General features: G+C 46.0%; 14 protein-coding genes. 4 read left to right on the top strand and 10 right to left on the bottom strand.

The features are described from left to right. Positions 1-177 precede the first annotated feature (177 nt). The 4 genes from cudC to LCM20_RS08625 form a co-directional block, all read right to left on the bottom strand. Positions 178-771, bottom strand: a complete 594-nt coding sequence (cudC, locus tag LCM20_RS08640; protein ID WP_318247304.1) for a choline uptake/conversion transcriptional regulator CudC — start codon at positions 769-771, stop codon at positions 178-180. 117 nt (positions 772-888) lie between these two features. Then, complete coding sequence (betA, locus tag LCM20_RS08635; RefSeq protein ID WP_225195048.1) at positions 889-2,574, bottom strand: choline dehydrogenase; 1,686 nt, start codon at positions 2,572-2,574, stop codon at positions 889-891. A gap of 33 nt (positions 2,575-2,607) precedes the next feature. After that, on the bottom strand, positions 2,608-4,077 hold the full coding sequence (gene betB, locus LCM20_RS08630) for a betaine-aldehyde dehydrogenase (RefSeq protein WP_225195047.1): 1,470 nt from the start codon (positions 4,075-4,077) through the stop codon (positions 2,608-2,610). Between the two features lie 53 nt (positions 4,078-4,130). Continuing rightward, on the bottom strand, positions 4,131-4,280 hold the full coding sequence (locus LCM20_RS08625) for a hypothetical protein (protein WP_225195046.1): 150 nt from the start codon (positions 4,278-4,280) through the stop codon (positions 4,131-4,133). Positions 4,281-4,484: 204 nt separating this feature from the next. Here LCM20_RS08625 and LCM20_RS08620 point away from each other — a divergent pair, with 204 nt between their 5' ends. Continuing rightward, complete coding sequence (locus LCM20_RS08620) at positions 4,485-6,107, top strand: sodium:solute symporter family protein (RefSeq protein WP_225195045.1); 1,623 nt, start codon at positions 4,485-4,487, stop codon at positions 6,105-6,107. Positions 6,108-6,207: 100 nt separating this feature from the next. On the opposite strand, the gene LCM20_RS08615 is transcribed toward LCM20_RS08620, so the two are convergent. From LCM20_RS08615 to LCM20_RS08600, 4 genes are all read right to left on the bottom strand, one after another. Next, positions 6,208-6,423 (bottom strand): hypothetical protein, encoded by a 216-nt coding sequence (locus tag LCM20_RS08615; protein ID WP_225195044.1) that lies wholly within the window; start codon positions 6,421-6,423, stop codon positions 6,208-6,210. A gap of 65 nt (positions 6,424-6,488) precedes the next feature. Beyond that, positions 6,489-6,932 (bottom strand): hypothetical protein, encoded by a 444-nt coding sequence (locus LCM20_RS08610; protein ID WP_225195043.1) that lies wholly within the window; start codon positions 6,930-6,932, stop codon positions 6,489-6,491. A gap of 137 nt (positions 6,933-7,069) precedes the next feature. Beyond that, positions 7,070-7,366, bottom strand: a complete 297-nt coding sequence (locus tag LCM20_RS08605; RefSeq protein WP_225195042.1) for a YkvS family protein — start codon at positions 7,364-7,366, stop codon at positions 7,070-7,072. A gap of 395 nt (positions 7,367-7,761) precedes the next feature. Then, positions 7,762-8,427, bottom strand: coding sequence for a DUF2711 family protein (locus LCM20_RS08600; protein ID WP_225195041.1), 666 nt, complete (start codon positions 8,425-8,427; stop codon positions 7,762-7,764). A gap of 335 nt (positions 8,428-8,762) precedes the next feature. On the opposite strand from LCM20_RS08600, the gene LCM20_RS08595 reads away from it, so the two are divergent. From LCM20_RS08595 to LCM20_RS08585, 3 genes are read left to right on the top strand one after another with little or no spacing between them, the layout of a single operon-like run. Continuing rightward, positions 8,763-9,134: a group-specific protein gene (locus tag LCM20_RS08595; protein ID WP_225195040.1), complete on the top strand. Its 372-nt coding sequence runs from the start codon at positions 8,763-8,765 to the stop codon at positions 9,132-9,134. A 16-nt stretch (positions 9,135-9,150) separates the two neighbouring features. Further along, positions 9,151-9,666, top strand: coding sequence for an RNA polymerase sigma factor (locus LCM20_RS08590; RefSeq protein WP_225195039.1), 516 nt, complete (start codon positions 9,151-9,153; stop codon positions 9,664-9,666). Between the two features lie 40 nt (positions 9,667-9,706). Beyond that, positions 9,707-9,889 carry a hypothetical protein gene (locus LCM20_RS08585; protein WP_225195038.1) on the top strand — a complete coding sequence of 61 codons (183 nt, stop codon included), beginning with the start codon at positions 9,707-9,709 and terminating at the stop codon, positions 9,887-9,889. A 142-nt stretch (positions 9,890-10,031) separates the two neighbouring features. Here the strand turns inward: LCM20_RS08585 and LCM20_RS08580 are convergent, their stop codons facing one another. Together LCM20_RS08580 and LCM20_RS08575 are read right to left on the bottom strand one after the other, a co-directional pair. Further along, positions 10,032-11,018 (bottom strand): Gfo/Idh/MocA family protein, encoded by a 987-nt coding sequence (locus LCM20_RS08580; RefSeq protein WP_225195037.1) that lies wholly within the window; start codon positions 11,016-11,018, stop codon positions 10,032-10,034. A gap of 221 nt (positions 11,019-11,239) precedes the next feature. Then, positions 11,240-12,524: RES family NAD+ phosphorylase (locus LCM20_RS08575; RefSeq protein WP_225195036.1), on the bottom strand; the 1,285-nt coding region annotated here is incomplete at its 5' end.

Here is a 12,524-nt window from a genome sequence, read left to right as displayed (position 1 = left end):
ATTCCTTCATATTAGTGGAATATCGACAAGGTTTCACCGTTAATAAAGAGGCTTGCTTATTAACTCCTTAGAATTCATCACCTATATGCGTTGCTCCATAGCTACAAAAGAATAAAAAAATGCCTGTCCCCACTCTTTTATACTAAGAAAAGAGTGCAAACAGGCATCGTCATTCAACTATCGTTTACGCTTCGATTGATCAGCATCCGGTTCCTCAACAGGTAAGAAATCAAAAATCTCACCCGAGTCAATCGAATCCGACAAACGCTCGAGCCACCTGCAGTACTTGCGGTAGTCTTCCAGCTGCTCGTAATTCGTCTTCGCTCGTTCAATCGTCTCTTCGTCCGCTTCCTCATCCTCCATCACCTGCTCGAGAATCTTCTCGGCATACTCGATGGCAGACAAGTTCAGCTTAGCTTCGCGCTCCCACTTGTTTCCGAAGAAGCGGGAGAAATACTTGAAGAAGTCCTTCTCAGCCATATAGGAATCCTTGCGGGACCCTTTCTGCCAGACTTTATGAACGATGCTGACCTCCTGGAGGTTGCGGACCGCAATACTCATACTCGGCTTACTCATTCCGAGGTCATCCTTCATATCATCAAGCGTCATCGGCTCCTGCTTAAAATACATCCTGGCGAATAATTTTCCTGTTGAAGGAGTGATGCCATAAAGGTCCATCGTCTCAGCAATCGAATTGACGACGGCCCCTTCTGCTTCCTCTATCCGTTCCTTTGGGTCTTTCTTCAAAGAACCGCCTCCTCTCTCTTCCATACCTTTTAAACGTTTAATGCATTCAATTTGATTAATACGCTCTCATTCTAATATAAAGCGAAAGCAGGGACTTGTACAGGTCCCTGCTTTCGTGTTGATGCTTATGATCTTTTCTCTTTACCCTTGAATTGTTCCAGCATCAGCCGGGTGAACACCATGCTTGTAATAATCCAGGTGATCGGCTGCAAGTGGCTCTCTGCCACGAATAATGTCTGCTGCTTTTTCGGCAAGCATCAGTACAGGCGCGTGGATGTTTCCGTTTGTCACATAAGGCATTGCGGACGCGTCAACGACACGCAGGTTCTCTACACCATGGACTTTCATCGTCTTCGGATCGACGACAGCCATCGGGTCAGACTTCGGTCCCATTTTCGCCGTACAGCTTGGGTGCAGGGCTGTTTCCGCATCTTCTGCCACCCAGTCGAGAATCTCATCTTCACTCTGGACGGATGGACCAGGTGAAATTTCTCCCCCGTTATAAGGCTTCATCGACGGCTGTGACATGATTTTTCGCGTCACGCGTACAGCTTCGACCCACTCACGCCTATCCTGCTCTGTTGAAAGGTAGTTGTACACCATGCTCGGATAGGCTTTCAGGTCATTGGAATTGATCTTCAATGAACCACGAGCATCAGAATACATCGGCCCAATATGAACCTGGAAGCCGTGCTTGACGGGCGCTTTCTGCCCGTCGTAGCGCACTGCTACCGGGAGGAAGTGATACATCAGGTTCGGATAATCGACGTCGTCGTTCGAACGGGCGAATCCTCCTCCTTCAAAGTGGTTCGTTGCAGCAGGGCCACTACGTCCGATCAACCACTGCAACCCGATCCATGGCATCTTCAGCTTATTCAAGTTCGGCTGCTCTGAAACAGGCTGCAGGCACTCGTGCTGGATGTACACTTCAAGGTGGTCCTGTAGGTTTTCCCCGACACCAGGAAGATGGACTTTCGGCGTCACGCCTACAGATCGAAGGTGCTCTTCATCCCCGACACCAGAAATCTGGAGCAGCTGTGGCGTGTTGATTGCACCGCCGCAAAGGATGACTTCGCCCGCTTTCACATAATGCTCTTTGCCATTTCGCTTAAAGGTCAACCCTCGTGCCTTCCCATCTTGGATATCGATGTGCTGAACGAAGGCACGAGTTTTCACAGTAAGGTTGTCCCGTTTCATAGCGGGATGCAAGTACGCACGGGATGCAGACATGCGGCGCCCTTTATAGACGTGTTTGTCAAAAGGTCCAAAGCCCTCTTGGCGGAACCCGTTCACATCTGGCGTACGATAGTAGCCTGCTTCAACAGCTGCCTCGAAGAATGCTTCAAACAAAGGATTCGTCGCGGGTCCACGCTCCAGTTTAATGGGGCCATCGTGACCGCGATACGGATCGTCTTTATCAGATCCAAGCGCATTCTCCAGACGTTTGAAATAAGGAAGGCAGTGGGCGAAATCCCAGTCTTCCATCCCTTCATCCGCTCCCCAGCGCTCATAGTCTTTCGGATTCCCGCGCTGATAGATCATTCCATTGATCGAGCTTGATCCACCAAGCATTTTTCCACGGGCGTGCTTGATCCGACGCCCTTTCATGTAGGGCTCAGGATCTGATTCATAATCCCAATCATACAGGGATTTACCCGCTGGGAAAGGCAGGGCTGCCGGCATCTGGATAAGTAGATCCCAAGCATAGTCACTGCGTCCCGCTTCAAGTACAAGTACGTCTTTTTTACCATCCTCCGTCAAACGACCAGCGAGGACCGACCCCGCACTTCCGGCACCGATGATGACAATATCATATGCTTCTTTCATAAAAATCCTCCTTCATTCTTTTGTAGTCTACTCTTACTTGAACCAATTAATCGGTTCAGGCTTCACGTTACGGAAAATATGTTTCGTTTCTGTGTATTCCTCAAGTCCCGGCTTTCCGAGCTCACGGCCGATTCCGGATTGCTTGTATCCACCCCACGGCGCTTGGGCGAAGTACGGGTGGAAGTCGTTGATCCAAACCGTTCCCATGCGCATCTTAGCAGCCGCCCGTTCTGCTTTATCAATATCCTGCGTAAACACCGCACCAGCGAGTCCATAAATGGAATCATTCGCAAGCTTTACGGCTTCTTCTTCTGTTTGAAAACGCTCAACCGTCAACACGGGACCGAACACTTCCTCCTGGACGATTCTCATATCCGTCGTGCACTCTGTGAAGATCGTCGGCAAATAGAAAAATCCATCTTGAAGCTCCGGATCTTCAGGGCGTGCGCCTCCGACAAGCAGATGGGCACCTTCTTTTTTCCCGATCTCCACATAATTCTCGACCTTCTCCCGGTGATCGGCGGAAATGAGAGGTCCGGATTCGGTGTCTTCATGAAGACCGTTCCCAAGCTTGATGCGCTCAGCTCGAACCCTCAACTCCTCTACAAAACGGTCGTGGATGGAGTCCTCGACAATCAACCTCGCTCCGGCCGAACACACCTGTCCAGCGTGGAAAAAGACGGCGTTCAACGCCTGGTCGACAGCTGTTTCAAAATGCGCATCAGCAAAGACGATATTCGGATTCTTTCCGCCAAGCTCAAGCGCGATGTTTTTCATATTGCCGCTTGCCGTCTGCATGATTCTTTTCCCTGTTTCAATGCCTCCTGTGAACGAAATCAAATCGACATCGTGGCTTTCAGCAAGTTCATTCCCGACCGTTGCCCCTGGCCCAAGCACCAGGTTGACGACACCTTTCGGGAATCCCGCTTCCTCCATGAGCTCAGTCACTTTTACAGTCGTGAGGGGCGTAATTTCACTAGGCTTCAATACGATCGTGTTTCCTGCTGCTAAGGCAGGCGCGATTTTCCATGCTGCTTGTAGAAGAGGGTAATTCCATGGGGTAATCTGACCGCAGACACCAACCGGTTCGCGGACGACTTTACTTTGACTGTTTGGAATCGGGGATTCGATGACTTCTCCGCCATCCTTATCCGCAAGACCCGCGAAGTATCGGAAAACGCCTGCGATATCATCCATGTCTGCACGGCTTTCTTCCAGTGTCTTACCGGTATCAAGCGTTTCGAGCTCAGCAAGTTCTTCTTTATCCCGCTCGATCAGCTCGGCGATACGAAGGACCTTCCGCCCGCGGTCAGCTCCTGGTGTATCCTTCCACTCGCCATGGTCGAACGCTTCTCTCGCAGCAGCAATCGCAAGCTTTGCATCCTCAGCATCCCCTTCCGCCGCTTGGGCGATCACTTCCTGATTAAAGGGATTGATGATGTCTCTCACCTTTTTCGATTGGGCGTCCACCCATTCTCCATCGATGTACATTTGTTTCATCATTGTGCCTCCTTTTTTGATTCGTCCATTTACTCTCATTTTTCCCGACGGCTTTATCATAGGTTTTTCTCATAGGATGTGCCTTGCCATTTTATATACCCTATTTTTTGAAAAATCTGTTTGAAATTTGTCGATTTAGGGAAAAACTTTAAATTTATAGTTTCTTCTTTCCCATCTATCCCAATTTTGATTGCATCTTCCCACATCGTTTTCTCCTATTTAACCGGTTAGCCTGTTGACAAACTCTCATTCTACGTTATCGTATATAAGTGTTGTTCTGTTTAATATTTTTTAAACGTATTAAAGCGATTAACAAGAACCGGTTCTACAACACAACTTACGTAAAAAAACGACCTGCCCTCACCGAGGACAGATCGATAACCAAACTATAAAACATAAGGAGTGATTCGGTGCAGAAGCCAGAGAAAAAGCAAAGTCAAGGAAAAGCAGGATTATTCGGATTCTTAGGTTTACTCCTCATCGTCGCCATTTATGTCGGACTTTCCGGTAACGATGTGAACTGGGGAGCCTTAGCCTTCATGTTCATCTCTTACGCCATCATCTTTTATATCGGTTCGATCACCGCTGGAAAAAAATCAGACAGCGCAAAGGATATGATGGTCGCCGGCCGTTCAATGCCGCTTTGGGTCGCGATGTTCACCATGACAGCAACTTGGGTCGGTGGCGGATACATCGCAGGTACAGCCGAAACGACATTCGCATCAGGGATCGTATGGGCCCAAGCCCCTTGGGGATACGGACTCAGCTTGATCATTGGAGGTATTTTCTACGCCCGCAAGATGAGAAGGCACGAATTCACGACCATGCTCGACCCGCTGGAGGTCCGTTTTGGTAAAAAAGTGGCCGGAGTTCTATACTTACCCGCCCTACTCGGAGAACTATTCTGGAGTGCCGCCATTCTCGTCGCACTCGGAACTACATTCGGTCTGATTCTCGGACTCGATTTCAATACATCCATCATCATTTCCGCAATTATCGCCGTTGCCTACACATTCGTAGGAGGCATGTGGTCCGTCGCTCTCACAGACGTGGCCCAAATCATCATGATTCTGATCGGTATGTTCCTCGTTGTTCCATTCGCCCTTGCTGAAGTCGGCGGACTGGATCAAGCATGGGGCGCGTACAAAGATGGAATGGCCGGGTTTGCGAACCTTCTTCCGCCCCTTGATGGCTGGAATCACCCGGACTGGGGAAATTATTACTGGAACTGGTGGGATTATGCCTTGCTGCTGATCTTCGGTGGTATTCCGTGGCAGGTCTATTTCCAACGTGTCCTTTCCTCGAAAAATGAACAAACCGCGATGTGGTTGTCGATCGCAGCAGGTATCCTATGTATCGTCCTTGCTGTACCAGCCGTCATGATCGGTGTCGCAGGATTCTCAGCTGACTGGGCGAGCTACGGAATCGAAGGCCCTGGCGCCGCTTCCGAAATTCTCGCTTACGTCATCAACTACATGTCACCATACGGCATTGCCATCATTGCACTTGGTGCCGTAGCCGCAGCCGTGATGTCATCGATGGACTCGTCCATCCTGTCCGCGTCATCCATGGCTGCCTGGAACATCTACCGTCCGCTTATCAAACCGAAAGCGACAGGTCGAGACATTAAACGCACGATCCGTGTGTCCATCATCATCATGGGACTAGCCGCGACAATCGTCGCCTTGAATATCGACAGTGTCTACACACTTTGGTATCTATGTGCAGACCTCGTCTACTGTATGCTGTTCCCTCAGCTGACGACGGCCTTGTTCGATAAAAAAGCGAATACGTACGGAGCTGTAGCAGGACTGACCGTTTCCTTCCTCCTACGTTTCGGTGGAGGAGAACCCGCTCTTGGGCTACCGGCATTCCTGCCTTATCCAATGATTGAAGACGGCGTCGTCCTCTTCCCATTCCGTACACTAGCGATGGTCTGTGGTCTACTCACGATCATCATCGTATCTCGTCTCACACAGAAATCATGCCCTCCACAGCCTTTGACGAAGTTGAAGACTGAAGTGGAAGAATAGTAATATAGAAGAAACCCGTCCGCTCTTTAATAAGAGTAGACGGGTTTTATTTTTGTAAAAAAAGCAGCGGTGCACCGCGATCGATTCATCGACCAGACGATCAGATTCCTGTTCCACCAGACGGCGGGTAATCTCCAGGTCCAGCCTGCCTCGTATTCTCTTCATACACCTTTTCCCTGCCCTTATTCTTCTTCTTGTTCATTTCATCTCCGTAGAACCGATTGGTATTCCACCCGAGCTTATCACGGACGATCCCCCATAAGATGGGCAGACCGAGCAATCCCAGAATGATCAGCAGCAACATGCCTCCACTCATGCCCTTCCCCCTCATAAAAAATTGTTACCTACTTTACGATTGGAAAGGGCATAAGGTTTCATCCTCTATTGAATCAGTACAGGCATCGTGTACGAAGCACTTCCATTTTCCCATTCAGCAAACATTTCCATCACATGCCTGCCTGGTTCCGTCGGAAGCGTCACCTGGTCATTCTCAATCGGAAGCTCCTCCTGTCTGCCTTCCTCGTCCCAGATAAAAGCAGAGAGCTCCGGTGTTTTTCCAGTACTGAACGTGATCACAGCTGTCTGATCACCGCCAGTTGGAGCAGATTCAACCTTTTCAGCCACCTGATAAGGCGTCCCTGCATCCACGTTGGCTGTACTTTCACTAAACAGTCCTTCATTCGTCCACTCATACGAGCCGATCGCAAGCTCCGTTTGTTCTTTGTTCATCGTGATAAAACCGTCCGGCGGCTCGGACGTTCCGGCACAGGCTGTCAGCAGCCCACCTAATACAATCATCAGCCCTAATGCTGTTACTTTCTTCATATCTCTCACCTCTGAACTTTTCTCTATATGTAAGAGTACAACATTTTGCAGTCGATTGGGTAGTTCCATGCACAAACCCAAATAAAAGAGCACCACACTTTAAAGAAGTGCGCTGCTCTTTTATTTGGGTCACGAGCTTATTTTTCGCTTCGTTTTTTAACCTTATAGTTTTTATGAGCCACAACCGTCATTTCGTGCTCCAAATTGCGCTCATGGAAATCCTCCATGATAGTCAGGTCGCAAACAACGGAGTTTGCTGGATTCGTAGAAGTGACGATCGCTTCAAGCGTTTGTCCATCTCTTTCAAACGTAATAATATCGCCTTCGCCCGCCTTTTCTCCTTCTTGTGCCTTCTTCTCTTCTTCTTCTTCTTCTTGCTGTTTCTTTTTAAACGCAGCATCAACTAAACCTTTGCTTATGTTTTCATCAGCCATGAGAAATTCCCTCCTAGTGAATACCGTTCTGCTTTTGTTAGTGCCATGATTCAGGCAGAGGTTTCTCCTATCTATACCCTTAATTGAGAGGTTTCATTCATATTTTTGACGATTAAGTGTTTGTATGTCGTTTTTTAAGATGAATTGAGGTACAACGAACGTCAATCCACTGAGCATTAGCTGGCACCTTTATTCACTGATATCTATTCATCTGCAAAAAATGATGCTGAAAAATACTTATCACGACTTCGGCTTACCAAATAAATTAAGAAAGTTCCCGGATAACTGAAGGGAGAAGAAAAGATGCGTTAGCGATTGATGGAGTCTACAAAGGAAATACCAGGAGTCGCTGAACGTATAAAAGTATTAACAGCCTAATAAATGAATCGTGTCACCTAGCGATCATGTAAAGCATGTACACTCCAATAAAGTTTCGTCTCATCGTTGCAAAAGAACCCTTCTAAATCACACTCATTGACCATCTGCTCGATACGATTTCGGTCATTCGCACAAATCATAGAAAAATGACTGTCCCAATGCGTCGTTATAAGCATTGAATGATCATGAGTGAAGAAGTTCTTTCCTAATAAGGTATCCTCGTCCAACAAGTCCAAGATGTATTCTAACTTCCTCACCGTCCCGAACTCGTCCCCGACCCATATCCAGTCCTCCCCCTGACTCCTTACAGCTTCCAACACCTTATTGACCAATAAATCAGGTAGAAGCCCTTCCGCTGGAGGTGCGAGGTTATACCTCTCATACGTCTCTTTCATCTTATCCGCCAACCTTTGATCCGCGAACTCTTTTTTCAACCCCAGAATGCTCGTACGAAGGGCAACGTCCAACTCCTCATAACTGTTGATGCCACTAAGGGACAGAAACTCACTCCATTTCACCCGTTCACAATGCTCGATGATCTGGAATTTATCCGGATAGGTATCAGGGTAAAATAATTCCGGATCAATCGATACAGGTTTGATAAAAGGATGAAAAAAGATGAAGACCTCACGGAAGATTCCTTCATAAAACGTCTTAATCGGTACATCTCCCTCAGCACACACCGAATATCTGTGTGGCGCTGGAACAATTCTTCCCTCATGTAGGACACACTCCTTTGTTTTATGTATAGGGAACACTCGCCTTTGAGCAAAGAGATGGAAGTACAAAAAGGATGCTGCATAACAGAATCAATTCCATATTTACTCTCACCCTATAAGGGTACCATTCTCGCCTTTGGAGAGAATTCCTTCCTTTAACCTTGATCAATGGATTTTCGACTTCGCCGAGCTCCTTCTTTCATCAGATGAGAAATCACAAATCCATATTTTTCTTTTTATGTGAACTAAAGATGTAAGTTATTGGTATAGTTAGTAAAGACTCATTGGAGGTGCATGAGATGGATACTGGTTGGATTGTCTCTTTGATTGTCGTAGGAATTTGGATGGTGGTTATTTTGTCCATAATGATTCCCATGCAAAGAAAGCATTTGGTGAGAAAAAACGGAAAAATAGATTATCATCAAACGAAGATTTTCTTGAGGTGGAATGTATTTGATACGTTGACACTCTGTTTAGTCATCTACACCGTCATTTGCGTTCAGGCTCTCAATTTACTGATTTCATCAGGTGAATCGGTTGAGAATGTCTACGTCCAGTTTTTTACGAACCAGTCCCAGGCTTGGACGATTGTGGCGTTCCTTTACTTGTTCTTCAGACTTTCGATCACATTAAAAACGATTAACGCCCGCTTTGGAGAAAACATTGAATAGAACGGCCGAACAATGGATGACTGCGTACCAGGATGGAGAAGAAGAAGCACTGGAGCACCTCTATAGGTTGTACAGGGAACCCTTGTACTCTTTCATATTCCGCTATACCAGAGATGAGAATGTCAGTGTTGATGTTGTTCAAGATACCTTTGTAAAACTTCAAATTCATAAGCTCCAGTACTCTGCTGAACGCGGAACCGTCAAAGCGTACCTTTTTCAGATTGCGTACAGGATTATGATCAATAAGCTGAACCGCCGTAAGAAGTGGCAGTCCCTTCTGCCTTTTCTGGCACCCCAAACGACAGACTCCTTCTCAGCAGAAGACAAAATGACCATTCAGGGGGCCGTAGCTAAGCTGCCCGAGCTTCACCGGGCTGTGATTCTCTTATATTACTACCACGACCTTCCACAAACAGAGATCTCAACCATTCTTGATATTCCTTTAGGAACCGTCAAATCACGATTGCATAAAGCGATTCAGAAACTGAAAGAAGAAGTGGAGGTGCCGATGGATGAAGAAAAATCCCTATGACCCAAACGAACATCTAAAATCGAAATTAGATCAATACAAGGTGGACATTCCTGAATTTGAAATGAAGCGCAGTCGTACAGATCGCTGGGTTCACTACTTGGCTTCTCCGACGAAGAACCCGTTCGACCCACTATTTGACACAATGCGCACTTGGACGCTAGCCAAAGTAATTCCTGTCGTGCTTTCTGCCGGGGTGGCCTGTCTACAGGCGTTTCTAATGTGAAAAAGTAACCTTCTAAAATCAGATACAAAAAAACGGTGCCTGCCCCCACTGCTTCACTAATGTAAAAGATTGGGGGCGAGGCGCCTTAATAATGTCTCCTTCTATTATTATGATGTTAAGGAACTCGGAGGCACCACAATAATTAGCTATGATCCGCCGGATACACAACCCCTATTTGCTTTCTAGCCGCTTCCAAAATCTCAGCTGTAGCCAAAGAATGCTCAAACGAATTAACCGACGACATCGTTTTTCCTTCCTGAATCAACTTAATGAATTCTTCCGCTTCATAATACATTTCAGCATGTTCAGGTACGGTGCTGATCACTTCTGATGCCCCATCACGATACCTCACTTCAAGATGCGTCAAGGTAGAGATTCCATCAATGATGATGCTCCCCTCCTCCCCTTGTATTTCTGAATGAAGGGATGAGTTTTGGGTTTTTCCGTGAGTCATGATCCCCTCCATGTCCTCGTATTGGGCGAGGATGCTGCCGGAGCCATCTACTCCTGAATCCAGCACAATCCCGGATGCCTGGATGCTGTTCGGCTCACCGAACAGGACGACCATGGGATAGATGCAGTAGACGCCGAGATCCATTAGTGAACCATTCGAGAATTGAGGGTTGAATGCATTTAATACGGTCCCTTCTCGATACGCATCATAGCGGGACGAATACTTCGAAAAGTTCGCATGATAACGGCGGACTTTCCCGATTTTGTGCAAGTTCTCTTGCAGGATTTTAAAGTTAGGGGAAAGCGTTGATTTCATCGCTTCCATCAGCAGCACGTTATTTTTCTCAGATGCTTCGATCATGGCTTTCGTTTCTCTTGTGTTTGATGCCAGTGGCTTTTCACATAGGACATGCTTGCCATGGTTCATCATCAAGATCGCTTGTTCACAGTGCAAAGCGTTCGGGCTTGCGATATACACTGCATCAACAAAATCGCTTTGTGCCATCTGCTCTAAATCTGTGAATGTGTGCTCTGCACCAAATTTTGATGCGAAGCTTGCGGCTTTTTCCTCTGTACGTGAATAGACAGCGGATAATGAAAAACCCTCTAAATCTTTGACGGCATCTAAGAATCGTTCTGTAATCCAATTGGTTCCGATGATTCCAAACTTAATCATAGTAAAACTCCTTTAGTAAAAAGAGTTGTTCACCTACTCTTTTTAGATAATGGTATGTAAATAACATACAAATATAAGAGGGACAGCATCCCTCCTATTAATTCTTACTTGCTATACATAGGGTACTTCTTAGCCTGGTGTTATAATACTGATCAAATTTCATACGCCCCAAGCAGTAGTCACTTTTTTTGGGGACAGCCACCACATGCGATAAGATAAGGTTACTGATTGTGACTCTGCTTTTGAAAAGCGTAGCTCATGACACCAATCTTTATATTCACTTTCTCAAACCAATTCTGCTGAAAGTGAAAGAAGACATAATTCTTGTTTGAAGGTTTTTTTACACTATTAAACCTAATACCTGCTATATTGTTAGCTTTGACACACTGAGATAAAAAGTTTGGTATCAAATATTCTTGGTTGTTCGGTGTCATACTTTCATAGCTACTGTATTCGGATAATGCAGAATCATAGCCAGAAAGGTCGATAAGTTTAACCGGTTCCTTAAGAATCCATTCGATAATCTCAAATCTATCGTCTTCCTCTTTTGTATCCACTTCTTCTAGCGCAGTTTCCTCACATGAAGATGCATAAAGTTCACCGTGTCCCGTGACGTTGAACCTTCCCTGAACAGGTAAGCCGTGCGGAGCTTGGAACATCTCCATTTCGGTAAATGGAGCGTGCCTCTCATAGCAGTTCCTTTTTCTTGCTCTGAATAGAGTCTTCCCTTGAAATTCAGTAAGACTCACTTTACCTATTTCATCAAAAATTTTCCTCCCTACTTCATGCTTTAGACCTAACATAGGGTATTTGACTAGAAAATCGTAGAATGCAAATACTTCATCAATGGATAAAGATTCTATGATATCAGTAATACCAATTGTGGAGGTAACATCATCAAACGGAACTGTATCATTTGTCTCCTTATTCCTCACTACCCACTCAGTTTCATTGGAACTGCTATCCTCTGTAATCCTTGGAAGAATATCATATTGGCTTCTAGGTATTTTTTTAAAGGAATTCCTTACGCGGTCAACATTAGAATACCTTGAAGCTTGCTCTATAGCTGGTTTTGGTAGCACCCAACCTATATTGTTAAGACTTAGGCTCTTATAGCTATCTAGAGATTTTCCTATTTCACCGAAAGGATATTTAGGTGGACGTAGACTATCAATTGCTTTATTTGTTCCACCCATTTGTTCAACAACTTTATGAAGTCCGCCAATCTCTTGTCTTTTTCCTATCTCACCCAATGGATACCTAGATGGACGCAGACTGGCAATTGCTTTATTTGTTCCACCCATTTGTTCAACAACTTTATGGAGTCCGCCAATCTCTTGTCTTTTTCCTATCTCACCCAATGGATACCTAGATGGACGCAGACTGGCAATTGCTTTATTTGTTCCACCCATTTGTTCAACAACTTTATGAAGTCCACCAATCTCTTGTCCTTTTCCTACCTCACCCAATGGATACCTAGATGGACGCAGACTGGCAATTGCTTTA

Origin of the sequence: Halobacillus litoralis, from assembly GCF_020171725.1 — a bacterium.
In the GTDB taxonomy this organism is placed as follows: Bacteria; Bacillota; Bacilli; order Bacillales; family Halobacillaceae; genus Halobacillus; species Halobacillus litoralis_F.
This window is presented reverse-complemented; position numbering and strand designations above follow the sequence as displayed.